The organism is Cryptosporangium minutisporangium (genome assembly GCF_039536245.1).
GTDB classification, from domain to species: domain Bacteria; phylum Actinomycetota; class Actinomycetes; order Mycobacteriales; family Cryptosporangiaceae; genus Cryptosporangium; species Cryptosporangium minutisporangium.
On sequence record NZ_BAAAYN010000048.1, the window covers coordinates 33,017 to 57,504 of the forward strand.

Here is a 24,488-nt window from a genome sequence, read left to right on the forward strand (position 1 = left end):
CGGGGCCGGTCGAAGGGTGCCACGTGCGCGAGGGGTTTCACGGTCAGCTGGATGCGATCCGGGGAGCGTTGGCCGACATGACGGACACGGCGGCGACCGCGATGGAGCGGGCGACCGTCGCGTTGCTCGGCGCGGACTTGGCCGTCGCCGAGGCGGTCGCCGAGCAGGCGACCCGGTTGGACGCTGCGCGGCGCGCCGTGGAGGACCAGACGTACGAGGTCCTGGCGTTGCAGCAGCCGGTCGCCAGCGACCTGCGGACGATGGTGATGGCGATCAAGGTCGGTGGGGACATCCATCGGATGGGGTCGCTCGCCCACCACGTCGCAAAGGTCGCGGTGCGGCGCCATCCCGCCTCTGCGGTGCCGGACCCACTGTTCCCGCTGATCCGCCGGATGGGCGAGGTGGCCACCCGGATGGCACAGAGCGCCGGTGCGGTGCTGCACTCCACCGATGCCGCCGACGCCGGGCGGCTCGCGATCGACGACGACGCCATGGACGGCCTGCGTCGGACGCTGTTCCGCATGCTGCTGGACAGCTGGCCGTACGGCGTCGAGTCGGCGATCGACGTGGCGTTGCTCGGGCGGTACTACGAGCGCTTCGCCGATCACGCGGTCTCGATCGCCGACGGTGTCGTTTACCTCGTCACCGGCGAGATGCCCCGCGAACGCGACGAAAAGCTCAGCTAGTACCGCTTGTATTTGGACCGCTCCATCGATGACCTCGACCCGGGAGCCTTCGGGGAGGCGTTCGACATCGCGCAGGGTCCAGACACCGGACGGCGGCTGGTGCCAGTCATACGGCAGCGCGATCATGTCGACTCCTCCTCGCGCCCACGATAACCACGGCGACGCCAATTCAGCGCAACTCGTTGGAATGAGTGGGGTTCAGAAGAACAGCGGATGGAGGACGGACTCGAGAGCCGCGGCAACCAGCGCAGCGGCCGGGATCGTGAGAACCCACGCCGTCACGATGTTCGTCGCCACGCCCCACCGCACCGCCGACAGCCGCTTCGTCGCCCCGACACCCATCACCGACGACGTGATCGTGTGCGTCGTCGAGATCGGCACGTGGAACACGTACGCGGTCGTGTAGAGCACCGCCGCGGCGGCCGTCTCGGCGGCGAAGCCGCGAGGCGGGTCGAGGTGAATGATCCGGCGGCCGAGCGTCCGCATGATCCGCCACCCACCGGCGTAGGTTCCGGCCGCGAGCGCCAACGCGACGATGGTGACCACCCAGAGCGGCACCTCGAAAGTCGTCTGGTAGCCACCGACGACCAGCGCCAGGACGATCACACCCATCGTCTTCTGGGCGTCCTGCAGGCCGTGCCCGAGCGCCATCGCACCGGCCGAGACGGTCTGGGCGTACCGGAAGCCCCGGCTCATCTTCGCCGGGTGTGCCCGCCGGAACGCCCAGAGGATCGCGAGCATCAGCAGGTACCCGAGGCCGAAGCCGACCAGCGGCGAGAAGATCATCGGGACGACGACCTTGTCGAAGACGCCGGCCCACTTGACGATCGCGTCGGACGACAGCGCCGCACCGACCAGGCCGCCGATCAACGCGTGCGAGGACGACGAGGGCAGCCCGAAGTACCAGGTGATGAGGTTCCAGACGATCGCGCCGAAGAGCGCGCTGAACACCAGCAGCAGGCCTTCGCCGCCGGTCGGGGCCGAGACGATGCCCTCGCCGACGGTCTTGGCGACGTCGGTGCCGAGCAACGCGCCGGCGAAGTTGGCCACCGCGGCCATGATCAGCGCGGCCCTCGGTGTGAGCGCGCGGGTGGAGACCGACGTCGCGATCGCGTTCGCTGCGTCGTGGAAACCGTTGGTGTAGTCGAACGCCAGCGCGATGATGATGATCGCGAGGACCGGGAGGATCTCCACCGGGTCAGGACTCCTTGACCGCGATCGTCTCGACCGTGTTCGCAACGTGCTCGAAGGCGTCGGCGGCCGCCTCCAGCTCGTCCGCCACCTCCTTGAGCTTCATCACGGTCAAGGCGTCGTACTCCCCGCTGAACAGGCGGACGAGCAGCATGCGGTAGGCGTGGTCGCCCTCGTTCTCGATCCGGTTGGCCTCGATCCAGTACGACTCGAGGTCCTTGAGCGACCGCAGACGGGGCATCGCGGACGCGGTCAGCTGGGCCGCGCGGCCGAGCGTCTCGATCAGGTCGTGCATCTCCCGCGGCAGTGCCGGCAGCTGCGACAACCCGTAGAGGTAGACCAGGTTGCCCGCGCCCTCCATGTGGTCCATGACGTCGTCGAGCAGCGAGCCCAGCTGGTAGATGTCCTCGCGGTCGAACGGCGTCACGAACGTCGAGTTCAGCTTGCGCAGCAGCTCGTGCGTAACCTCGTCATTGGCGTGCTCGATGTCCCGCATCCGGTCGGAGATCGACTGGAAGTCCGGATCCGGGAGGCTCAGCTCGCCCAGGATGTCCGCGCCCTTCACCAGGTTGTCCGCGGCCTGGCTGAAGAAGTCGTAGAAGGCGGTCTCGGTGGGGCGGAGCCGGAAACGCACGTGAACCCCTGATGGCGTCGAGGTGGCAGGAAGGTGTTCTGCGTGGTGATGCTAGGTAAAGCTGTCGGGACCCGTTGCAGCGGGCGACTGCAGTGCCCTGAGTCACCGGTGGTGTGCTCTGCGCGTTCATGAGGGCGGCCAGCCAGGTGGTGTGCGCCGGAGGTTCGGAACGCGGTCCTGGCAAGCGTCCTTCGGTGTCGTCGTCATTGTCAGTTTCTTTGTTCTTTTCCTACCCAATGATGATGTTCCATCCGGCTTTCCGCCCGGAACCGACAAGCTCGTTCACGGCGCGTTGTTCGCCGCGCTGGCGTTGACCGGCCGGCGCGCCGGTGTGCCGACCGCCTGGTTGCTCCCGACGTTGACCCTCTACGCGATCGCCTCCGAGGTCGTCCAGGCGGTGCCGGCGCTCGGCCGCTCGGCCAGCGTGTGGGACGCCCTGGCCGACGTGGTCGGCATCGCGCTGGGCTGGCTGCTGGCGCGCCTCGTTCGGTGACTGGCCAGTACCCGGAAGTGACGCGGACAATCGGCGGCGTCGTCCGGGTGAACGGCGGTCGGATGCGGGATTAACGCTGGTCAGCGGGTATGGCTGTGGCCGCGGTGACGACTGAATACTGATCGCGTGGGGGAATCGACTCAACATTTCGACGCGCCGGTCGCCGGGGCGGACATCGGTTATCAGCCCGTGGTCGACCTCTTCAGCGGCCGGGTACCGGCCCACGAGGTCTTCCCAGGTAGGCACGGCTCCCGGCCCGGCTCCGACCCCGGGCCTCTCCGCGTGCTGGACCTGGCCGCCGGGCTACCGACACCGGTCCACCTCCCGCTGCACCCGGACGCGCTGCTGCAGGACCCCGGGTTACCCGACCGGCTCGCGGAACGCTGCGCCGCGACCCGCCGCGCACCCGACACAGTCACCGTTCAGCTCGCCGAACGGCACTGCATGAGCGACGTGGTGAGCCTGCGTCGCCGATGTGCGGCACTCCGCAGGCACGGGTTCGCGATCGGCGTCGACGACGTCGGTGCGTTCCACGGCTCGCTCTCCGTGCTGGCCGCCATCCACCCGCAGGTGATCAAGGTCCACCGGACGGTCGTCTCCGCGCTCGGTGAGTACCCGGAGGCGTCCGCGGTGATCGAGGCGACCGTGCTGTTCGCCCGCAAGCTCGGGGCGACGCTGATGGCGACCGGCGTCGACACCGCGGCCACGGTCTCGACGCTGCGATCGATCGGAGTGGGCTACGGGCAAGGCGCCTACTTCGGCGGCCCGGAAAGCCAGTGGAGCGACGTCGTCGCCGTACCGCCGCTCGCCGACGACCTGCCCGCGGCGGCCGCGACCGACCCGGCCACCGGCGGCGAGGCGTTCGAGGGGCAGACGCTCCGCGAGCTCCTGCGCCGGGCGATGTCGGCGTCGGTCGACGCGTCCGGCGACGAGATCCGCGACCTGTTCGGCCTGGACGAGGACCTGCTGACCGTCGTCCTGATCGACGAGGCGGGTCAGATCGCAGGCGTCATCCCTCGGGGAACGTTCATGCTCGCGGCCAGCGGCCCGTTCGGGCACGCGCTGCACGCCCGGCGCAGTGTCCTGCAGCACGCGGTGAAGCCCCGGCTGGTCGCGCCCGACACCCCGGTCGCCGAGGCGATCCGTCTGGTCACCTCCCGGTCGCGCAGCCGTGTCTACGACGACCTGGTGGTCGCGGACCGCGACGGGCGGTGCGTCGGCATCGTGCGCGTCGCCGACCTGCTGACCGCCTCCCAGCGCAACCAGGTGGACGTCGCGATCTCGCTGGACCCGCTCACCGAACTCCCCAGCGGCAAGGTCATCGAGGAGACCGTGCGGCGCCGAGTTCGCGAGGCGTCCGGCGTGGCGATCAGCTGGGTGGAGGTCGACCGCGAGGCGGTGATCGAGGCCGAGGGGTTCCTCGCGGGCAACGCGCTCGTCGTCGAGTCCGCGGCCGTGCTGCGTCGGGTCGCCGCGTCGATGGGCGGCGGCAGCTGGCTGGGGCACTTCGGTGCCGGGGCGTTCGTGCTGCTGACCGATCGGTCCGCGGTGGACCGGACGATCCGTTCGTTGCTCGACGTCCGCCCCGAGGACCGGTACGGACGTGCGGTCGACGTCACGGTCGGCACGCTGGACTGCCCACCGTCCGCCGCGACCGACCCGTCCGGCCTCTCGGTACGGCTCGCCGAGCTGATGCGTTACGCCCGCCAACTGGGCGGCACCGCGTGGGTGGCCGCGAACTACGCCGACCCGGGCGTCCGAGTGCAGTACGCCAGCCGACCCGTCCTCAGCGCGACCCACGAGCGCCAGGCTTAAGGCATCCTGAAGCCGCTCCGAGCGGGATCGGCGGCGTGGTTGGATGCTGCGGTCACGTGTGGACGTCGGACTCTGGAGTTTTTCGCAATGGCACAGCCTGAGGCGCCCGGCTACTACTCCGGCTACGGGACGCCTCCGCCGCCGGAGCAACCGAAACGTTCGGTCGGTCTGATCGTCGGCGCGATCATCGCGGTCGCGGTGCTGATCATGATCGCCGGAGGGGTGATCGCCGCGGTCTACGTCTCCAACCGCGGCTCGTCCGACGACCCGGCCGTGGCCAGCAGCTCCGACCCGGCGGCCGCAGACCCGGCCAGCAGCAGCGATCCCGGCGCCGACTCCACCGCGCCCACCAGCGGGCGGGGCGTCATCGGCAAGCCGGTCCGCCAGGGTGACCTGCTGATCACCGTGACCAGCGCACCTCGCTGTGGCACCAAGACGGTCGGCAGTGGCTACGGAGCCTATGAGAGCGAGAAGGGGCACTTCTGCCTGATCGACCTCAAGTTCGAGAACACCGGCGCCAAAGCGGTCAAGCCGAAGGACTTCGGTACCAAGCTGATCGACGAGAACGGTGGCGAGGCCCTCGTCGAGTGGCAGTCGTACAAGGCCAACCCGGACGACAAGCTGCCGCTGTTCGAGAACATCTACCCGAAGAAGTCCGCGACCGGCGTGATCGTTTTCGACATCCCGACCGACCAGAAGCCGGCCACGTTGAAGATGAACCCGGTGGGTGACTACGACGACGAGGTCGAGATCTCGCTGAAGTAGCGCAAGCCGCTGATCGGGTCAACGCCCCTTACTTCGCGCACTCCCGTAGGCTGGACACGTGGGTGGATGGGTCGGCCAAGTCATCGGGATCATCAATGTGGTGGTCCTGGTCGTCAGCCTCGGGCTAGAGGCCTGGGCGTTCGTGCATGCGCTGCTGCAGAAAGCGGAGGCATTCCCGGCGGTGGAGACACTGCAGAAGGGCGTCTGGCTGGCGCTCATCGGCGGCACGATGCTCGCGTCGCTGCTGTTCTACGCCTTCGGCATGCTGTTCGCGATGATCGCTCTGATCGCGGCGCTGGTGTACCTGCTCGACGTCCGGCCGCGGATCCGGGAGATCAGCGGCGGTGGCAGCCGCTGGTAGGCACGGCCTGACCGCGTCCCGGCTCGCCGGTCGCGTCGGTGACGTCGACTGGCTGGCCACCGGCGGCGGCGACCCGATCACCGTCTTCGCGCACGGCTTCGGCGGCGGCATCGCCGACACCCGTCCGCTCGGCTCCGGGGTGGGCGGCACCCGAGTCTTCCTCGCGTTCCGCGGGCACGGCGGTTCCGCGCCACTGCCGGCGGACTGGACCTACGACACCCTCGCCGACGATCTGCGCCGTGTAGCGGACACTCACGACGCCACCCACGCGGTCGGGGTCAGCCTCGGCGCCGGCGCGCTCACCCGGCTCGTCGCCGACTCTCCCAGCCGCTTCGATCGGCTGGTGTTCTTCCTGCCCGCCGTGCTCGATCGGCCCCGCCCGCCGGACGCCCGAAGTCGGTTCGCCGCACTGGCGGACGCGCTGGAGAGCCAGGACGACGAGCAGCTGGCCGCCGTCGTCGCGCTCGAGGTGCCGCCGGGCTTCGCCGGGAGCGCGGCCGCCCGGACCTACGTCCGGCAGCGGGTGGCCGCGCTCCGAGCACCCGGCATGGTGGAGGCCCTGCGCCGTCTGCCCACGTTGACCGCCGTGCCCGCAGCCGACGCGCTGTGCGCGGTGCGGGCCCCGGCGCTGGTGATCGGCTGTGTGGGCGATCCGCTCCACCCCACCGGCGTCGCCGAGGAGCTCGCGGACGCGCTGCCGAACGCGGAGCTCCACGTGTACGACGAGCCGGGCGTGCTCTGGAACCAGCGCGCCGATCTTCGGTCGAGACTCGCCCACTTCCTCCGCTGAGCCGCTCGCGCGCGTGCTCGTCTCTCGTTCGGGGGTGGGGGGCGCTTTTCCCGGAAGTCAACGTGTCCGCGTGGTGGGCGGGGTGGTTTTCCCGAAAGGCCACCTCTGGGCGCGCTGTGAGGTGGTCTTCCCGAAAATCCGCCCGCGTCGGTGCCCCGGCCTCGGCGTTACGAGTGGGTGGCTTGGGTCAGTTTGGCGGCGACCAGTGCCTCGGCGGCGGTAGCGGGAGCCACCCCCGACTCGGCAGCCATCCGGTAAACCTCCGTCAGCGTCTCGCCGATCCGCTCGATCCGCGCGGCGACGACGTACTCGGGCTCCCGGTAGAGCTCGACCGCGACCGCGTGGACGATGCCGCCTGCGCTGGCCACGTAGTCCGGCGCCCACAGGATGCCCCGGTCGTGCAGCAGTCCAGCGACGTCCGGGGAGGCGAGCTGGTTGTTCGCCGGACCCACCACGGCGCGGCACCGCAGCTGCGGCACGAGCGCAGGCGTCAGCACCCCGCCCAGTGCAGCCGGCACCAGCACGTCGACCTCGGCGGTGAGCGCCTCCTCCGGCGCGACCCACTCGGCGCCCAACTCGTCGGCGAGTGCCTTGGCGTCCGGCCGGACGTCGGAGACGACCAGCCGCGCGCCGGCGACCGCGAGTCGGCGGGCGACGTCCGCGCCGACCGATCCGAGACCGACCACCGCGAACGAACTCTTCTCGACCGGCGCCTGCGGAGAGTGCTCAGCCGGATCGGCGGGTCCGGAGAGGTGGGCGACCGTCGCCCGCAGCGCCGCGACAACCCCGGCCGCGGTGCCGGGTGACGAGCTGCCGCTGCCCCCGTGCGACGCGGGACGGCAGAACACGTGGTCGGTGCGCTCGCCGATCGTCACCATGTCGTCGACCCCGGTACCCACGTCCGGCCCGGTGCCGTATCGGCCGCCGAATGCCTCGATGGCGTCCCCGACGTCGTGCAGCACCGCGCGCCGGTCGTCGACGTCGAGGTGCGTGCCGGGCGGGAGCGCGACGACGGTCTTGCCGCCGCCGTTGGCCAGCCCCGCCAACGCGGTCTTGGCGGTCATCGCGGACGACAGGCGCAGGGCGTCCTCGATCCCGTCCCGCCAGTCGGGGTACGTCCAGAGTCGGCAGCCGCCGAGTGCCGGGCCCAGCGCGGTGGAGTGCACGGCGATCGCGATCGGCAATCCGGATCGCCGTCCGGTGGTGACGTGGACCTCTTCATGAGTGAACATGGCGCTCCCTAGAACACGGCGAAGTGCCTCGAAGCTAGGCGTCCGTATGGAGCTTTGGACCTGATGCCGAATGAAATTCGGCTCCTGCGGCATAATCCCGGTCGTGGACGAACTGGATTCGGCGATCCTGGCCCACCTGCAGCGCGACGCACGGCAGACCAACCGGCAGCTGGCCGCAGCGGTGGGGATCGCGCCCTCGACGTGTCTGGAACGGGTCCGAGCATTGCGGGCCGCCGGGGTGCTGACCGGGTTCCATGCCGGCGTCGATCTGGCCGCGCTCAACCGGCGGGTGCAGGCACTCATCTCGGTGCAGGTCCGGCCGCTCAACCGCGAGGTGATCGAGGGCTTCAAGGGCTACGCGGCGGCGCTACCCGAGGTGCTCTCGGTCTACGTCGTGGCCGGTCGGGACGACTTCTTGCTGCACGTCGCCGTGCCGGACGTGGACGCGATGCACAACTTCCTGATGGACCGGCTGAGCGGGCGGCGCGAGGTCGTCGGCTTCAACAGTTCGGTGATCTACCAGCACACGCGTAACCCGGTGATCACGCCGCTACCGTGACGGTCATGCCGCATACCCACCGACTCGACCTTCTCGACCCGACGTTGCGCGAGTGGGACGCCGTCGTCCTGCACGTCGACCGGGAGCAGGGCATCGTCCTCGACCGCTCGGCGTTCTACCCCGGCGGTGGGGGGCAGCCGCCGGACCACGGCACCCTGCTCTGGGGCGGCACCCAGACCCGGATCGCCGGCACCCGCAAGGGCGACGATCTCTACCTGATCCCGGCCGAGGGCGACCCGCTCCCTCCGGTCGGGACGGCCGTCCGCGGTGCGCTCGACGACGAGCGCCGCACGCTCCTGATGCGGACGCACTCCGGCCTGCACGTCCTCTGCGGCGTGGTCTTCCGGGACTTCGGCGCACTGGTGACCGGCGGCAACATGGAGCCGGGCGAGGCGCGGATGGACTTCAACCTGACCGAGGTACCGGCCGGGTTCAAGCAGACGCTGGAGGAATCAGTCAACGTCGAGGTCGCCGCCGACCGGCCGGTCGAGGTGAAGGTGCTCCCGCGCGAGGAAGCGTTCGCGATCCCGGACATCATCCGGACCGCGACGAACCTGCTGCCGCCGGACCTGGCCGAGGTGCGGGTCGTCGACATCATCGGGCTGGACGCGCAGGCCGACGGGGGAACCCACGTGGCGTCGACGAAGCAGATCGGCCGGATCACGGTGGCGAAGATCGAGAACAAGGGGCGGGGCTTCCGCCGAGTTCGGCTACGCCTGGCCGACTGACGCCCGAGCTGCCCGGCCGGTGGCGACGTACGATCCGAGGCTCCGGGCGGGTTGAGGAGGGCGAACGTCGTGGGCGCTTGGGTCTGGTTGGCGTCGGCCATCGTGGCGGAGGTGATCGCCACGAGCGCCCTCAAAGCGTCGCAGGGGTTCACCGTGCTCTGGGCGAGCATCGTCGTCGTGCTCGGCTACGGCTTCTCGTTCGTGGGACTTTCCCAGGCGCTGAAGGCCGGGCTCGGTCTCGGTACCGCCTACGCGGTCTGGGCCGGGGTGGGCACCGGGCTGATCGCGATCATCGGCTGGGTGGTGTTCGGTGACAAGCTGGGGGTTGCGGCGATCACCGGGATATTGCTGATCGTCGCGGGCGTCGTCCTGGTGAACCTCAGCGGCGCCAGCCACAGCGAGGCCGCGCCACCACCGGCGGTCAGCCCGTCAGACCGGTGAGGATCGCGCGGCCGGTCGGGCCCTGGGCGAGGTAGGCCAGGGCGGAGTGCGGTGGTGCGCCGTTGTCCACATATTCATCGGTTATCCCGGGGCCGAGGTCGGCGAGCCCTTCTCCACCGGTGCGGAGGTCCTCCGGGTCGAGCACGTTGATCCATCGGACGCCGTCCGGCGCGGTCAGCGGCTCCGGAACGTTCAGCGCCCGGCGAACCGCCTCCAGGCTCAGCGGCGATCCCAGCGTCACCAGCCCGCGGATCCCCTTGGTCCGCGCCCGACGCAGGACGTCGAAGGCCACCACCGCGCCGAATCCGTGGCCGACCAGCACCGCGGTGTCCGGCTCCAGAGCGGCGGTCACCCGCTCGATCGTGGCCGACGCGTTCCCGGTGAGGTAGCCGTGCAGGGAGCGGGCCAGCTCCACCAGCAGCGGGTCGGTGCTGCCCAACGCGTCCAGTAGGCGTCGGACAGCAGTGTCGTCGGGGTCCGGCAGTGGCTGGTCCCCGACGGCGACGATCGACAGGGCAGGCAACGTCCCCACCGTGCCCGCGGCCGCCACACCGCGGGAGAGCGCGGCCGACCACTCGTCCCGCTCCGGGCTGCCCGAACCAGCGACCCCCACCACCGCGGCCATCGGGTCTCAGCCGATCAGCAGTGCTTTGGGCAGCTCAGGGTTGCCCTCCACGGTCAGCACCGAGAGCGGCACCCGGCTCCAGAGCGCGAGGATGAGGTCGCTGGCCGTGCCGCTCATCGCGGTTTGGGCGTGCGGCGGGTCGTCGAACACCGTCCCGGTGTCGAGTAGCGACATGCCGGCGCCGCGCAGCCGTACCGCCCAGTGCGCGTCCGCGTCGGTGCTGCGCAGCGTCACGACCCCGCGGAGGTTCTCCGGCCCGGCGCGGTGTCCGGCCGGGAGAAAGGTGTCGAGCGCCTCGTCGACGCCGTCCACCGCCAGCCGTGTCTCGATCGGTTCGGTCAGCGCCGCACCTGCCGCCAGCTCGGCGTCCCAGCGGTGCACCGCGGTTTCGTGTGCCATCCGGCGGAACCAGAACTTCGCGACCGGTTCCTGGATGGACCAGTTCCACGCCGGGGCGGCCGGGTCCGTGGACTCCAACGCGGCGACGATCGTTCGGAACGACTCGTCCCACCACTCGATCACGGCGGGGCCGGTCGGCGCTGCCGGCTCGTCTTCGTCCGGCGGGGTGGACACGCCGCGAACGAGGTGGGCAGCGTGGAACCGGTAGACCTCGCCGACGTGGGCGACGAGCTGCTCCACGTTCCACTCCGGACAGGAGGGCACCGGTGCGGCGAGCGTCTCGGGCGTCACCGCCGCGCGGAAAGCGGCGCCCTCGCGCCGCAGACTGTCCAGCCAGAACTCCGCCGTCAAGCGGTGCTCGCTCATGGGTCGCGTCCTGTCGTGGTGGGGGCCGACGGCCCCGCGATCGATCAACGTCGCCGGGTACACCCGCGGTGCTCGTCCACCAGCCTATGGGGTCCGACGCTCGGCGGCGCGCGGACGGTCCCCGACGGGTGACGACGTCGGCACGGAGAGCGGTGTACGGCACGTGGGCACCGCTCCGATACCCCGGGCGGGCCGTCGGCAACCCGGCGTCGCGCCGTATCGTTCGCTGCGTGAGCGACGCTTCCCTGGCGCCCCTGACCACGCTCGGTCTCGGCGGTCCGGCGGCCACTCTGGTCACCGCCGCCGACGCGTCCGAGATCGTCGAGGCGGTGCGATTGGCCGACGCCACCGGCCAGCCGCTCCTGGTGCTGGCCGGCGGCAGCAATGTCGTGGTCGCTGACCAGGGTTTCCGGGGCACGGTGGTGCTCGTGCGCTCCGGCGGGGTGGTGGCCTCCCGCCGCGGCGACGCGATCGAAGCCACCGTGCAGGCGGGCCACGACTGGGACGCGCTGGTCGCGGAGGCCGTCGCGGAGGGCTGGTCGGGGCTGGAGTGCCTGTCCGGCATCCCGGGCTCCACCGGAGCGACGCCGATCCAGAACGTCGGCGCCTACGGGGCCGAGGTCGCCGAGACACTCATCGACGTGACCGTCTACGACCGGGTCGCCGACCAGGTCGTGCAGCTCTCGGCGGCCGAGTGCGGCTTCGGCTACCGGCACTCGACGTTCAAGGAGACCGACCGGTACGTCGTGCTGTCGGTGCGCTTCCGGCTCACCCCGCAGCGCGAGTCGCAGCCGCTCCGCTACGGCGAGCTCACCAGGGTGCTGGGAGTGCCCGCGGGCGGTACTGCCCCGCTCGGCGACGTCCGGGACGCGGTGCTGGCGTTGCGTCGGGGCAAGGGCATGGTGCTGGACCCGGACGACCCGGACACCCGGAGCGTGGGGTCGTTCTTCACCAACCCGGTGCTCGACCCGGCCGTCTTCGCGGAGCTGGAAGCGCGGCTTCCGGAGGCGCCGCCGCGGTGGGAGGGCGCCGACGGGCGGGTGAAGACGTCCGCGGCCTGGCTCATCGAGCGCGCCGGCTTCCGCCGCGGATACGGACGCGACGGGGTAGCGATCTCGACCAAGCACACGCTCGCGCTGACGAACCGTGGCGACGGAACGACGGCGGCGCTGCTGTCGCTCGCCGAGGAGATCGTCGCCGGGGTGCGGGACGCGTTCGGCGTGACGCTCGTCCCGGAACCCCGCCTGGTAGGCGTGGACTTCTCGTCCGTGCCCGCCTGAGCACCGACCGCCCGCCGCGGGGGCGGTTTTTCGGGAAGAGCGCCCGTCCCGCGCCGCCGCGGGGCGGATTTTCGGGAAGATTGCCAACGCGGCGGGCGGCCGGTGTGGCGGGCGGCCGGTGTGGCGGGCGGCCGTGTGCGGTGGTGCCCTTCCGGGCGGGTGTCGTGGGAGGCCAGAGGCGGCGCAGGGCGAACCGCGTCACCTCGGGGCTACGGCGCCCCAGGGGAACGTGACCTCGCCCAGGCGCCAGCGGCGGCGGTCACCCAGCACCGGCCAGCCGTCCGCAGCGAGCCGGGACACCGCGTCGACCCAGCGTTGCCGAGGCCCGAACGGTGCGATCGCGGCGGCGGCGTCCCAGGCCGCGTCGAACGCGGTGAGCAGCTCGTGCACGCGCTCGCCCGGCACGTTCCGGTGGATCAGCGCCTTCGGTAGCCGCTCGGCGAGCGTCGAGGGGCGGTCCAGCGAGGCCACCCGCACCGCGAACGTCAGCGTCCGTGGACCCTCCGGCCCGAGCGCGACCCACCCGCCGATCCGGCCCAGCTCGTCGCAGGTCCCGTCGACGAACAGCCCGTCCGGCGCCAGCCCTCCGCACACCGTCCGCCAGGCGTCGGCCGCGGCGGCCTCCTCGTACTGCCGGAGCACGTTCGCCGCGCGCACCACCGTCGGGCGCAACCCGGCCAGTTCGAACCCGCCGCGCCGGAACGTCAGCGTGGGCGGATCGGCGGCCTCGGCGGCGGCGGCCACTCGCTCGGCGTCCAGCTCGAGCCCGACGACCCGGACGTCCGGACAGACCGACCGGAGCCGGGTGTAGAGCTCCACGGTCGTGACCGGCGACGACCCGTACCCGAGGTCGACGACCAGCGGCGAACCCCGCAGCAGGGGAGCCTGCGTCGCGACCAGCCACCGGTCCATCCGGCGCAGTCGGTTGGGGTTGGTGGTGCCGCGGGTGGGCAACCCGAGCGCGCGAGCCCGGCCCGCGGCAAGCCGCGGCCGGCGCTTCATGTGGTCCGGTGCACCTTGTGGTTCGCGGCCTGCGCGATCGGTCGGACGACGAGCAGGTCGATGTCGACGTGCGGCGGGCGGGTCACGGTCCAGGCGACGCAGTCCGCGATGTCGTCGGCGGTCAGCGGCTCGGCCACACCCTCGTAGACCTTCTCGGCGCGGGCCTGGTCACCGTCGAAGCGGACCAGCGCGAACTCGTCGGTCTTCACCATGCCGGGTGCGATTTCGGTCACCCGGATCGGCCGCCCGTTGAGCTCGAGCCGCAGCGTCTGGGCGAACGCGTTGATCGCGTGCTTGGCGCCGGTGTACCCGGCGCCCCCCTCGTAGACGCCGTGCCCCGCGGTGGACGACATCAGTACGACGTGCCCGGCGCCCGACGCCTCCAGCGCCGGCAGCAGCGCCCGGGTGACCCGCAGCGTGCCGAGCACGTTGACCTCGTACATCCACTGCCAGTCGGCGACGTCCGCGAACTCGATCGGGTCCTGGCCCTTCGCCCCGCCAGCGTTGTTGACCAGCACGTTCACCGGCCCGGGCAGCGCGGCGACGGCATCTGCGAACGCGGCCACCGACGCGTCGTCGGTCACGTCCAGCGGCAACGGGACGCCGTCGATCTCAGCAGCCAGCTCGACCAGCCGATCGGTACGACGGGCGCCCAGCGCCACCTGGAATCCCTCGGCGGCCAACCGCCGTGCGCTCGCTGCTCCGATGCCGCTGCTGGCGCCGGTGACCACTGCGACCGGCCTGGGGGTGTTCATGCGCACGATCCTGCCGCATGCCGTGGCTCACTCCGAAGACCGAGTGCCGCTGGTCACGACGGTGGGCGGAAGATACTTGAAGACGAGAGTGTTACGTAAGGTCGGGTCGCGGGGAAGACCGACGAAGTCTTGCTGCAGAGGTCGTACCTCGTCGAGGGGAGTCTCGGGTGCCGTTCTCCACCCGCCGTCGCCGGCCGGACGGTAGGGAGTTGCCGCGACGAGTCGCGACGATCACGCTCCATACCTCTCCGCTAGATCAGCCAGGAACGGGCGACGCAGGTGGACTGAACGTCTACGTGGCCGAGGTCTCGCGACGTCTGGCCACGGCCGGCGTCCAGGTCGAGATCTTCACCCGGGCCACGTCCTCGGAGCTGCCGCCGATCGTCGAGATGGCACCCGGGGTGCTGGTGCGGCACGTGCCCGCAGGCCCGTACGAGGGGTTGGGGCGCGACGAGCTGCCCGGCCAGCTCTGCACGTTCTCCGGCGCGGTGCTCGAAGCCGAGGCCCACCACGAGCCCGGCTGGTACGACCTCGTGCACTCCCATTACTGGCTCTCCGGTCAGGTCGGCAGCCTTGCCCGGATGCGCTGGGGCGTGCCGCTGGTGCACTCCGCGCACACGCTCGCGAAGGTGAAGAACGCGGCGCTCGCGGACGGCGACAAGCCCGAGCCGGCCAGCCGCGTCTTCGGTGAGGAGCAGGTCGTCTCGGACGCCGACCTGCTGGTCGCGAACACGCCGGCCGAGGCCCGTCAGCTGATCGACCTCTACGGTGCCGACACCGACCGGGTGGCCACCGTGGCGCCCGGCGTCGACCTGGGCCGCTTCCGTCCCGGTGACCAACGCGTCGCCCGGCGTCGCTTCGGGCTGCCCGAGGACAACACCGTGCTGCTGTTCGTCGGGCGGATCCAGCCGTTGAAAGCACCGGACATCCTGGTGCGGGCCGCGGCCGAGCTGGTCGCGCTCTACCCGGCGCTGCGGAGCTCGCTGACCGTGGTGGTGTGCGGTGGTGCGAGTGGTAACGGCATGGGGGAGCCCGCGGCGCTGCGTCGGCTGGCGGCTGCGCTCGGCGTCACCGACCTGGTGCGCTTCCTCGATCCGCTGCCGCCGGACGAACTCGGCCGGCTCTATCGCGCCGCGGACGTGACGGTCGTACCGAGCCACAACGAGTCTTTCGGATTGGTGGCGGTGGAGTCGCAGGCGTGCGGCACACCCGTGGTGGCCGCGGCGGTCGGTGGTTTACGAACCGCGGTCGCGGACGGGGTCTCCGGGGTACTGGTGGACTCGCACGATCCGAGCGACTACGCCCGGGTACTCGGCCGGCTGATCGCCGAGCCGCGGTACCGGGCGGCGCTCGGTCGAGGCGGGGTGCGGCATGCTGCGCGGTTCTCGTGGCAGCGCACTGCCGACGGACTTCTGGACGGGTACCGTGCCGCAATGCGCCAGCGTCAGGGTGATCTGACCGTCGCCGGCGTCTGATCGTTGGGAGGGGTTTCGTGGCGACGAAGGACGAGTTGAGCGCGCTGGCCGAGGAGTTCCTCAAGGAGCGGGACGCCGAGTACGAGCGGACGCCCGGCGGCGGCTTCGTCGTCACGTTGCCCGGGACGCGGAAGCAGAAGACGCTCGCCAACCTGACGATCGGCGATCACTCGCTGCGGGTCGAGGCCTTCGTCATGCGGCACCCGGACGAGAACCGGGAAGAGTTGCACGCCTGGATGCTGACTCGGAACGCGCGGATGTACGGGGTGTCGTTCAGCATCGACAAGGCCGGTGACGTGTACCTCACCGGGCGGCTGCCGCTGTCCTCCGTGACGCCGGACGAACTCGACCGGATCCTCGGCGCGGTGCTCGAGTACTCCGACGGGAGCTTCAACACGATGCTCGAGATCGGCTTCCCGACGGCGATCCGCCGGGAGTGGGCCTGGCGGGTGAAGCGCGGCGAGTCCCTCGCCAACCTCCAAGCTTTCGCCGATTGGGCGGGATCCGATGCGCCGGCGGACCGTCCCGCCGCCGAGGACTGAACGGCGGCGGTAGGTGCGGCCAGTGTGGGCGCCCAGATGGTTGTCGCGCCTTCCGTGCTGGCCTGCGATGGATGCTGCGTTTTCCGTGCCATAGCCCGGACTCGGTGACAACCATTTGCGCCCTCACCCAGAGAGCGCGACAACCACGTGCGCCCTCACCCAGAGAGCGCGACAACCATGCGTGCGCTCACCCCGAGAGCGCGACAACCATGTAGGCCCTGGCCCCGAGAAGACGACGGCCGTGTGCGCGGTCAACCGGAAGCACGGCCACCCCATATGCGGTCACCCGGAGAGCGTGACAGCGACGGGCGCCGCACGGGGGTCCCGTCCCCGGAGCGCCGTCAGGCGCGTGCTTTGTATGAACCTGGAGCCCGCCGAGGGCGGGGCTGGCAGTCGAGCGCGAGGGCGCCTCGACCTTGGGGTGGTCTAGAGGCCTCGCGCTCGCCTGCCAGCGTCGTCCTCGGCGGGCCGCGCACTGCATACCCCCAGCAAGGGAGGGTGGGCCGGAACCACGCACGGGCGGGCCGGGGCGTCGCGGCTCGAGGTCTCGCACGGCGGTTGCGGAAGCGACCGGCGCCCGCCAGGCAGGCGTAGATCAGAAAAGTTGCAGGGCGCAATGATCGAGCAGTAGCGTCCGGAGACGTGGAGAAAGAGAGCATCCATCGCCGTCGGTGGCTGATTCTCGGCGTGCTGGTGGTCTGCCTGCTCGTCGTGATCCTGGACAACACGATCCTGAACGTGGCCCTGAAGACCATCCAGGCGGACCTGGGCGCGACCCAGTCGCAGATGGAATGGGCGATCAACTCCTACACGCTGGTCTTCGCCGGGCTGATGTTCAGCGCGGGCGTCCTCGGTGACCGCTACGGGCGCCGCCGCTTCCTGATCGTCGGCATGATCGTCTTCGGTCTGGCGTCGGTGGCGTCCGCGTTCGCCGAGACTCCCGGCCAGCTGATCACCACGCGTGCGCTGATGGGCATCGGCGCCGCGCTGGTGCAGCCGCAGACGCTCTCGGTGATCACCAACGTCTTCGACCCGTCCGAACGCGGCAAGGCGATCGGTATCTGGGCGAGCTTCTCCGGGATCGGCATCGCGATCGGTCCGGTCACCGGCGGGCTGCTGCTGGAGCACTTCTGGTGGGGCTCGGTCTTCCTGGTCAACGTCCCGTTCGTGCTGGTCGGCGTGGTGGCGATCGCGCTGGTGGTGCCGGAGTCGAAGGACCCGTCGCCCGGCCGGATCGACCCGTTCGGCGTCCTGCTGTCGATCGCCGGCCTGTCGCTGCTGGTGTACGGCATCATCCACGGCGGCGAGACCACCGAGTGGGGTAGCCCGGCTGTGCTCGTGCCGATCGTCGGTGGCATCGCGCTGGTCGGGCTGTTCGTGTTCGTCGAGGCGCGCAGCAGCCATCCGTCGCTGGACGTCAGCCTGTTCAAGAACGCGGCGTTCTCGGCCGGAGCGGTCAGCATCGGTCTGGTCTTCTTCGCGATGCAAGGCGCCACGTTCTTCCTGGCCTACTTCTGGCAGGCGGTCCGGGACTACTCGCCGCTGGAAGCCGGGCTGTTGGTCGTGCCGGTCGCGGTCGGGATCGGGCTGGCCGCGCCGCGCTCGGCCGCGATGGCCCAGCGGTTCGGCACGCGGGTCGTCGTGGCGTTCGGCATGACGCTAGTCGGGCTCGCGCTCGGTGCCTACTCGTTCGTCGGGCGGGACACCCCGATCTGGGCGATCGAGATCATCGTGTTCGCGCTCGGGTTCGGCATGGGCAACACGATGGCGCCGGCCACCGAGGCGGTCATGTCGGCGGTGCCGAGGGAGAAGGCAGGCGCGGGATCCGCCGTGAACAACACGGTACGAATGGTCGGTGGTGCGCTCGGCGTGGCGATCATGGGGTCGCTGCTCTCGGCGTCCTACCGCTCGCACCTCGGCGACGCCGTCGACGTGCTGCCGCCGGCAGCCCGCGACGACGCGGGGGAGTCGATCGGTGGTGCGCTGGAGGCGGCCGGTCGGTTGGCCGCTTCCGCGCCCTCGTCGGCCGGCGACGCGCTCGCGTTGGTCGAGGCTGCCAAAGACGCCTTCGTGGACGCCATGCATCTGACCGCCGCCGGCTCGGCAGTGGTGGCGTGGCTCGGGGCGATCGTCGCGATCCTGTTCCTCCCGAAGCGCCGACGAGTGGTGGCCGGGTCCGCACTGCCCGGTCCCACATCGGGGGCGTCCGCGGCAGGGTCAGGTACCGCGGTGGAGGACGAGAACTCGACGGTCAGGACGGAGACGGCCGCCGGGGACTCGGAACGTTCGGCGCCGGACGCCGCTGTGGCGGGATCGGAGCCGACCGCCGACTCGGCGGAGGATCCGGCCGACGATCGGGACGACACCGCTGGGCTGGCAGGCGAGGCCAAAGTTCGAGGTGGGACACCTGGTTCGGTTGCATAAGATGATGATTTCCGCCTTTTAGTGGGGATCGAGTGACCGAATCGCGTTCCTGTGAATTCTCTTAAAGGATGCTTAGCTAGTGCCTAAAAGTTTGCTCGGAACACGAGTGATTCGCACTGTTTTGCGGGCTGGCGGGGCGATTTTGTAGCGGCGCGTGCTGCCTACGATCGCGCTCGACGGGGTAACAGTTGACGGTTGCCCTGTGCCGGTCGAGCAGGGAGCAGCGTGAACGCAGGTGGTCAGTACGGTGCCGGCGGGCCAGGTGGGTGGAACCACAATGGCCAGCCCGACGAGTGGGACGATCGGGCGGCCGGTGCCGCTTCCGCCCCCCCGCCGCCCCCACCGATGCCGCCGGTGAGTGGCGCGCCAATGCCCCCACGGCAGTACGGCCCGCCGAATACCCCGACCCAGTACGGCGGAACCGAGTACGGCGGCTCCGGGTACCGGGGTTCCGAGTACGGGGGTTCCGAGTACGGGGGTTCCCAGTACGGGGGTTCCGAGTACGGCGGTTCCGAGTACCGCTCGGGTGAGTACGGGGGGCGCTCGAACGAGTACGGCTCGTCGAACCAGGGCGGCGGGTCCGTGTACGGGTCGCCGTCCCAGTACGGCTCCGGGCAGGACCAGTACGGCTCCGGGCAGGACCAGTACGGCTCCGGGCAGGACCAGTACCAGTACGGGTCCGGCAAAGACCAGTACCAGTACGGCTCCGGACAGGGCCAATACCAATACGGGTCCGGGCAGGACCAGTACGGCTCGCCGCCCCCGCCACCGCGTGGCGGCCGGTCGTCCGCGCCCACCAGCGGTGCCGCCCCGGTCAGCGGCGCGCGCCCGGTCAGTGGTGCACGCCCGGTCAGTGGTGCACGGCCGGTGAGTAGTGCGCGCCCGGTGNGCCGCCCCCGCCACCGCGTGGCGGCCGGTCGTCCGCGCCCACCAGCGGTGCCGCCCCGGTCAGCGGCGCGCGCCCGGTCAGTGGTGCACGCCCGGTCAGTGGTGCACGGCCGGTGAGTAGTGCGCGCCCGGTGAGTAGTGCGCGCCCGGTGAGCAGCGCGCGCCCGGTCAGCAGCCCGGCGTCCGTACCTGCGGCGTCAGCGGTGCCGCCCGGGCCTCCCCCGACCGAGCTCGGTTGGTCGGCAGGCCCCGCGGCCGCCGCGACGGCCGACGTGGACTGGTCGGCGGGGACCGCCGCCGCCGCGCCGGTGAGCAGCATTCCGGTGAGCCCCGGTGGCACTCCGATCCACGGCGGCGGGCACCGTCGTGGCCGCGACGGTGCCCGCAAGCTCCCCGACGAGCGGCCGCTCTGGCAGCGCCCGAAGCTGATCTCGCTCGCCGCGGTGATTCTCGTCGTCGTGCTGGCGGCCGGGGACAGCAACGTCCGGCCGCCGCTGCACCTGCTCAGCGGCTCCGCCGACGGCACCGTCACCGTCGCCCTGAACGAGACGATCAACGAGTTCCAGCCGCACAAGCAGCTCGGCGCCGGCGTCGACGGTCTGGAAGGCGGTGAGATCGCCAAGGTCTGGACGCAGAAGAACATCACCGCGATGAAGTCCGCCGGCTGGGGCGCGATCAGCTACCGGCTCCGTACCGAGCTCGGCGTCAAGGCCTGGCACTGGAACCCGGTCGGCACCTGGAGCAACCCCGCCAAGAAGGAGGGGTACTGGACGTCCAGCGACGTCATCGAGAAGGACGCCGGCGTCTCGTACGGGTACCACCTGCCGCGTCGTGGCAACACGATCGACCAGGCGAACAACGACGCGTTCGCCAAGATCACCGACGGTGACCCGACGAGCTTCTGGAAGAGCAACCCGTACCTCGACCCGCACTTCACCAAGCGGCCGAGCACCGAGCACCAGCAGTGGATCATGATCGGCCTCGGCTACGAGAAGCCGGTGCAGGACATCACGATCAACTGGGGCGACCCGTACGCGTCGAAGTTCAAGGTCCAGTACTGGTCCGGCAGTAACGACGCGATCCACCCCGCGCACCCGACGGCGAACTGGAAAGACTTCCCGAACGCCGCGCACGACGGCACGGGCGGCAAGCAGACCGTCACGGTGGCCGACTCGCCGGTGAGCACGCAGTTCGTCCGCATCTTGATGTCGGAGGGCTCCGGAACCGGACCGGCCGGCTCCACCGACATCCGCGACCGGCTCGGCTACTCGGTGCGTGAGCTCTCGATCGGTTACACGAAGGACGGCTCGTTCGTCGACCACCTCGTGCACCGCAAGGACCAGGAGCAGTCGCCCACGTGGGTCTCGTCCACCGACCCGTGGCACAAGGCCACCGACATGGACAAGGACTACGAGCACGCGAGCTTCGAGCGCACGTACGGCAGTGGCCTGACCAACAACGAGCCGATGATGATCCCGGTGCCGGTGCTCTACGGCATCCCCGACGACGCCGCCGCGCTCGTCTCCTACCTCAAGAAGAAGAAGTTCCCGTTCTTCCAGGTGGAGATGGGTGAGGAGCCGGACGGTCAGCTGGCCACGCCGGAGGACTACGCGCAGCTCTACATGCAGGTGGCCGACGCGATCAAGAAGGTCGATCCGAACGTCCAGATGGGCGGTCCCGGCTACCAGACGGTCATCCCGGACTGGATCCACTGGCGGGATGCCAACGGGGACAACTCGTGGACGAGCCGGTTCGTGAAGTACCTGAAGGCCAAGGGCCGGATGGAGGACTTCGACTTCTTCTCGTTCGAGTGGTACCCGTTCGACGACGTCTGCGGTAAGCACGACAAGCAGATCGCCGAGCACCCCAAGCTCTTCTACGAGCAGATCGAGAAGCAGTACAAGAACGGTCTGCCGCGTGACGTCCCGATGGTGATCACCGAGTACGGCTACTCGTCGTTCGCCGGGCAGGTCGAGCTGGAGTTCCCGGGCGCGATCGTCAACGTCGAGACCGCGGCGATGCACCTCGAGGTGGGTGGCCACACCAGCTACTTCTACGGCCTCGAACCCAACTGGGTCTTCCAGGAGGAAGAGGGCAAGCCGTGTAACACGTTCGGCAACCTGATGATGTTGCAGTTCTACGAGGACTTCAAAATCCGGCCGCTGGTCGGGTACTACGCGGCGCAGCTGGTGACCCGCCACTGGGTGAAGCCGGGCAACGAGAAGCATCAGATGCTGAAGGCGAAGTCCGACCTCAAGCTGGCCGACGGCAACCCGCAGGTCACCTCGTGGGCGGTCCGGCGACCGGACGGCAAGATCTCGATCCTGCTGATCAACAAGGACCCGAAGAAGGAGGTCTCGGTCAAGCTGGAGGGCTCCGGCGGCGACCTCAGCGGGCCGTACCACATGTACCAGTACTCCCAGGACCACTACGACTGGAAGCCCGGTTCGGTGGAGGAGAGCGGCGGCAAGCCCACGAAGAGCTTCCCGCCGACCAAGACCCACCAGTCCTCGTCGAAGGTGACGTTGCCGCCGTACTCCATCTCCGTGGTGCATGCGGAGTCCTGACCGTGGTCTGGCACGCTGAGGGTATGAGTGCAGCGATCGGAACCCTGGTTCTGCTCCGCCACGGCGAGAGCGAGTGGAACGCGAAGAACCTGTTCACCGGATGGGTCGACGTCGACCTGACGGCCAAGGGCGAGGACGAGGCTCGGCGCGGCGGCGAGCTGCTGAAGGATGCCGGTCTGCTGCCGGACGTCCTGCACACGTCGGTGCTGCGCCGGGCCATCCGGACGTCCGTCCTCGCGCTGGACGCCCTCGACCGGATGTGGATTCCGGTCACCCGCAGCTGGCGCCTGAACGAGCGGCACTACGGCGCGCTGCAGGGCAAGAACAAGAAGCAGACGCTGGAGGAGTTCGGCGAGGAGCAGTTCATGCTCTGGCGCCGTTCGTACGACACTCCGCCGCCGCCGCTCGACGAGGACGCCGAGTGGTCGCAGTTCAACGATGCGCGGTACGCGGCGCTGCCGCCGGAGATCCGGCCGCGGACCGAGTGCCTGAAAGACGTGCTCGTGCGGACCCTGCCGTACTGGTACGACTCGATCGTCCCGGATCTGCAGGCGGGCAAGACCGTGCTGGTCGCGGCGCACGGCAACTCGCTGCGGGCGCTGGTGAAGCACCTGGACGGCGTCAGCGACGAGGCGATCGCCGGCCTGAACATCCCGACCGGCATTCCGCTGCGGTACGACCTGGACGCCGCCCTGAAGCCGACCAACCCCGGCGGCACGTACCTCGACCCCGAGGCGGCCGCGACCGCAGCCGCCGCCGTAGCCTCCCAGGGCCGCTAAGTGCACGGCCCGCCCAGAACGAGGCTGACGGCCGCGCATAAGGCCTTGAGACCACAGCAAGGTCGAGGCGGCCTTGAGCGCGGACGCCAGCCTCGTCCTGGGCGGGCTCCAGGTCCGTAACCAGTACAAATCCGCGCGTGGCGGCGCTTCAGGAGAAACCGCTCGAGGTGGGCGCCCGCCGGGGTGTCAGCGCGCCGCGGTCAGGACTGCGCTGTCGTCGCGAGCCGGGGCCGTCAGATCGATCGACGTCAGATCGGGCACGACGACGTCCGCCTCGGCGAGCTCCTCCGCCGGGTGAGACGTCGTCACCGCGACCACCGGGCATCCCGCGTCCCGTCCGGAGCGGATCCCGGCGGGCGCGTCCTCGACGACGACGACCGGCCCGGCGGCGCCCAGCCGCTCCAAGCCGATCACGTAGGGCTCCGGGTCCGGCTTGCCGGCCCGCACGTCCTCCGCGGTCACCAGCACGCCCGGCGTCGGTAGCCCGGCTGCCGCCAGCCGGGCCGTGGCGACGGCCATCGTCCCGCTGGTCACGATGCCCCACGGCACCACGCCCGCGACGGCGTCCAGCAACCGTGTCGCTCCGGGGACGGCCGCTACGCCGGCGATGTCGGTGGCCTCCAGCGCGGAGAGCCGCGCGACGGCGTCGGCTACCTGATCGGCCGGTAGGAGGTTGCGGATGTGGTCCTCGGCCCGCTTGCCGTGCAGCGGCTCCGGGAACGCGTTGGCCGGCAGGTTGTACCAGTCGAGGAACGTCCACCACTGGCGCTCGACGACCGCGGTGGAGTCGACCAGCGTGCCGTCGAGATCGAAGAGGATCCCGGCGAGCGTCGTCGACCACGTCTCCGGGTGGGCAAGACGATCCAGGTGCGTTCGTGCGGCCATCACGACCGCATTCTTCCTCAGGCGCTGGCCGGCAGCACACCCGTCACTAGTTGCACCATCCGCCTGGCCAGCGAAACCGCGTGGTCGGCGTAGCGCTCGTAGAACCGGCCGAGCAGCGTCACGTCGATCGCCGCCTCCATGCCGTGGGTCCAGTTCTCGTCCAGCACCCGGGCGAACAGTTCCCGGTGGAGCTCGTCCATCCGGTCGTCGTCCTTGGTGATCTCGACCGCGAGTGACACATCTCTCTCGACCAGGACGTCGCGGGTCTTCACGACGAGTTTGTCGGCCACCAGTGCGGCTTCGACGAAGATCGGCTTCAGGTCGGCGGGGACCGCACACTCCGGGTACCGCATCCGGGCGATCGTCGCGACGTGCCGCGCCAGGTCGCCCATCCGCTCGAGCGACGAGACCATCCGCAGACCGCCGATGATCGTCCTTAAGTCGACCGCGACCGGCTGCTGGCGAGCCAGCAAGTCCATCGAGCGCTCCTCCAGCTCGCGGTGGAGCGCGTCGATCTGCGCGTCACCGGAGATGACGGCCTCGGCGAGTCGGAGGTCGGAGGTGAGCAGCGCCGTCGTGGCTGAATCCATCGCCACGCGCGCAAGGTCGGTCATCCGGACGAGGATCTCGTTGATCTTCGAGAGCTCGCCGTGGAACGAGTCACGCATGGAAGCTCCGTGGGATGCCCGGCAGTTTCCTCGACGTTAGTGCGTGGGGGGCGCGCCGGGCTTTCCCGACCGGTGTCGATCCCTTGAAGCTTGGGCGGCTTTCCGGTGAACAGCTGCCGCAGATTTCGGTCAGCAGGT

The 24,488-nt window shown here is 70.3% G+C and carries 24 protein-coding genes; 15 read left to right on the forward strand and 9 right to left on the reverse strand.

The features are described from left to right. Positions 1-23 precede the first annotated feature (23 nt). Positions 24-686, forward strand: coding sequence for a phosphate signaling complex protein PhoU (phoU, locus tag ABEB28_RS34115; protein WP_345732387.1), 663 nt, complete (start codon positions 24-26; stop codon positions 684-686). Positions 687-884: 198 nt separating this feature from the next. Here the strand turns inward: phoU (ABEB28_RS34115) and ABEB28_RS34120 are convergent, their stop codons facing one another. Together ABEB28_RS34120 and ABEB28_RS34125 are read right to left on the reverse strand one after the other, a co-directional pair. Further along, a complete protein-coding gene (locus ABEB28_RS34120) occupies positions 885-1,880 on the reverse strand; it encodes an inorganic phosphate transporter (protein WP_345732388.1) in 996 nt (331 codons plus the stop codon). A gap of 4 nt (positions 1,881-1,884) precedes the next feature. Then, positions 1,885-2,511: a DUF47 domain-containing protein gene (locus ABEB28_RS34125; protein ID WP_345732389.1), complete on the reverse strand. Its 627-nt coding sequence runs from the start codon at positions 2,509-2,511 to the stop codon at positions 1,885-1,887. Between the two features lie 292 nt (positions 2,512-2,803). Between ABEB28_RS34125 and ABEB28_RS34130 the strand changes: the two genes are divergently transcribed. From ABEB28_RS34130 to ABEB28_RS34150, 5 genes are all read left to right on the forward strand, one after another. After that, positions 2,804-3,004, forward strand: a complete 201-nt coding sequence (locus tag ABEB28_RS34130; RefSeq protein WP_345732390.1) for a VanZ family protein — start codon at positions 2,804-2,806, stop codon at positions 3,002-3,004. 126 nt (positions 3,005-3,130) lie between these two features. Further along, positions 3,131-4,819 (forward strand): EAL domain-containing protein, encoded by a 1,689-nt coding sequence (locus ABEB28_RS34135; RefSeq protein WP_345732391.1) that lies wholly within the window; start codon positions 3,131-3,133, stop codon positions 4,817-4,819. A gap of 87 nt (positions 4,820-4,906) precedes the next feature. After that, entirely contained in the window at positions 4,907-5,584 is a 678-nt protein-coding gene (locus tag ABEB28_RS34140; RefSeq protein WP_345732392.1) for a DUF4352 domain-containing protein, read from the forward strand. Positions 5,585-5,642: 58 nt separating this feature from the next. Beyond that, positions 5,643-5,945, forward strand: a complete 303-nt coding sequence (locus ABEB28_RS34145; RefSeq protein WP_345732393.1) for a DUF2516 family protein — start codon at positions 5,643-5,645, stop codon at positions 5,943-5,945. Then, positions 5,929-6,735, forward strand: coding sequence for an alpha/beta fold hydrolase (locus ABEB28_RS34150; RefSeq protein WP_345732394.1), 807 nt, complete (start codon positions 5,929-5,931; stop codon positions 6,733-6,735). The genes ABEB28_RS34145 and ABEB28_RS34150 overlap by 17 nt, the downstream gene beginning before the upstream one ends. Before the next feature lie 167 nt (positions 6,736-6,902). On the opposite strand, the gene ABEB28_RS34155 is transcribed toward ABEB28_RS34150, so the two are convergent. Further along, a complete protein-coding gene (locus tag ABEB28_RS34155) occupies positions 6,903-7,967 on the reverse strand; it encodes a Glu/Leu/Phe/Val dehydrogenase dimerization domain-containing protein (protein ID WP_345732395.1) in 1,065 nt (354 codons plus the stop codon). A gap of 103 nt (positions 7,968-8,070) precedes the next feature. On the opposite strand from ABEB28_RS34155, the gene ABEB28_RS34160 reads away from it, so the two are divergent. The 3 genes from ABEB28_RS34160 (at position 8,071) to ABEB28_RS34170 (ending at position 9,695) form a co-directional block, all read left to right on the forward strand. Then, the gene (locus ABEB28_RS34160) at positions 8,071-8,526 is read left to right on the forward strand and encodes an Lrp/AsnC family transcriptional regulator (protein ID WP_345732396.1); all 456 of its coding nucleotides are present in this window, start codon (positions 8,071-8,073) and stop codon (positions 8,524-8,526) included. A gap of 5 nt (positions 8,527-8,531) precedes the next feature. Beyond that, positions 8,532-9,254, forward strand: a complete 723-nt coding sequence (locus ABEB28_RS34165; protein WP_345732397.1) for an alanyl-tRNA editing protein — start codon at positions 8,532-8,534, stop codon at positions 9,252-9,254. A 69-nt stretch (positions 9,255-9,323) separates the two neighbouring features. Next, entirely contained in the window at positions 9,324-9,695 is a 372-nt protein-coding gene (locus ABEB28_RS34170) for a DMT family transporter (protein ID WP_345732398.1), read from the forward strand. Here ABEB28_RS34170 and ABEB28_RS34175 read toward each other — a convergent pair. Further along, on the reverse strand, positions 9,676-10,320 hold the full coding sequence (locus ABEB28_RS34175; RefSeq protein ID WP_345732399.1) for a hypothetical protein: 645 nt from the start codon (positions 10,318-10,320) through the stop codon (positions 9,676-9,678). The two genes, ABEB28_RS34170 and ABEB28_RS34175, sit on opposite strands and share 20 nt — an antisense overlap. A gap of 6 nt (positions 10,321-10,326) precedes the next feature. Next, positions 10,327-11,085 carry a maleylpyruvate isomerase family mycothiol-dependent enzyme gene (locus ABEB28_RS34180; RefSeq protein WP_345732400.1) on the reverse strand — a complete coding sequence of 253 codons (759 nt, stop codon included), beginning with the start codon at positions 11,083-11,085 and terminating at the stop codon, positions 10,327-10,329. Between the two features lie 230 nt (positions 11,086-11,315). Between ABEB28_RS34180 and ABEB28_RS34185 the strand changes: the two genes are divergently transcribed. Next, entirely contained in the window at positions 11,316-12,365 is a 1,050-nt protein-coding gene (locus ABEB28_RS34185) for a UDP-N-acetylmuramate dehydrogenase (protein WP_345732401.1), read from the forward strand. A gap of 198 nt (positions 12,366-12,563) precedes the next feature. Here ABEB28_RS34185 and ABEB28_RS34190 read toward each other — a convergent pair whose 3' ends face one another. Both ABEB28_RS34190 and ABEB28_RS34195 read right to left on the reverse strand, forming a co-directional pair. After that, positions 12,564-13,367 carry a class I SAM-dependent methyltransferase gene (locus ABEB28_RS34190; protein WP_345732402.1) on the reverse strand — a complete coding sequence of 268 codons (804 nt, stop codon included), beginning with the start codon at positions 13,365-13,367 and terminating at the stop codon, positions 12,564-12,566. Beyond that, positions 13,364-14,122: an SDR family NAD(P)-dependent oxidoreductase gene (locus ABEB28_RS34195; RefSeq protein WP_345732403.1), complete on the reverse strand. Its 759-nt coding sequence runs from the start codon at positions 14,120-14,122 to the stop codon at positions 13,364-13,366. The genes ABEB28_RS34190 and ABEB28_RS34195 overlap by 4 nt, the downstream gene beginning before the upstream one ends. Positions 14,123-14,289: 167 nt before the next feature. On the opposite strand from ABEB28_RS34195, the gene mshA reads away from it, so the two are divergent. The 5 genes from mshA (at position 14,290) to ABEB28_RS34220 (ending at position 22,797) form a co-directional block, all read left to right on the forward strand. Beyond that, positions 14,290-15,597: a D-inositol-3-phosphate glycosyltransferase gene (mshA, locus tag ABEB28_RS34200; RefSeq protein ID WP_376981586.1), complete on the forward strand. Its 1,308-nt coding sequence runs from the start codon at positions 14,290-14,292 to the stop codon at positions 15,595-15,597. A 17-nt stretch (positions 15,598-15,614) separates the two neighbouring features. After that, positions 15,615-16,139 carry a type III secretion system chaperone family protein gene (locus ABEB28_RS34205; RefSeq protein ID WP_345732404.1) on the forward strand — a complete coding sequence of 175 codons (525 nt, stop codon included), beginning with the start codon at positions 15,615-15,617 and terminating at the stop codon, positions 16,137-16,139. 642 nt (positions 16,140-16,781) lie between these two features. After that, on the forward strand, positions 16,782-18,563 hold the full coding sequence (locus ABEB28_RS34210) for an MFS transporter (protein ID WP_345732405.1): 1,782 nt from the start codon (positions 16,782-16,784) through the stop codon (positions 18,561-18,563). A gap of 1,211 nt (positions 18,564-19,774) precedes the next feature. Next, positions 19,775-22,018 (forward strand): galactose-binding domain-containing protein, encoded by a 2,244-nt coding sequence (locus ABEB28_RS34215; protein ID WP_345732406.1) that lies wholly within the window; start codon positions 19,775-19,777, stop codon positions 22,016-22,018. Between the two features lie 23 nt (positions 22,019-22,041). Then, the gene (locus tag ABEB28_RS34220) at positions 22,042-22,797 is read left to right on the forward strand and encodes a phosphoglyceromutase (protein ID WP_345732407.1); all 756 of its coding nucleotides are present in this window, start codon (positions 22,042-22,044) and stop codon (positions 22,795-22,797) included. Positions 22,798-22,983: 186 nt separating this feature from the next. Here ABEB28_RS34220 and ABEB28_RS34225 read toward each other — a convergent pair whose 3' ends face one another. Both ABEB28_RS34225 and phoU (ABEB28_RS34230) read right to left on the reverse strand, forming a co-directional pair. Then, the gene (locus tag ABEB28_RS34225; protein WP_345732408.1) at positions 22,984-23,682 is read right to left on the reverse strand and encodes an HAD-IA family hydrolase; all 699 of its coding nucleotides are present in this window, start codon (positions 23,680-23,682) and stop codon (positions 22,984-22,986) included. Positions 23,683-23,699: 17 nt separating this feature from the next. Next, the gene (gene phoU / locus ABEB28_RS34230; protein ID WP_345732409.1) at positions 23,700-24,350 is read right to left on the reverse strand and encodes a phosphate signaling complex protein PhoU; all 651 of its coding nucleotides are present in this window, start codon (positions 24,348-24,350) and stop codon (positions 23,700-23,702) included. Positions 24,351-24,488 lie beyond the last annotated feature (138 nt).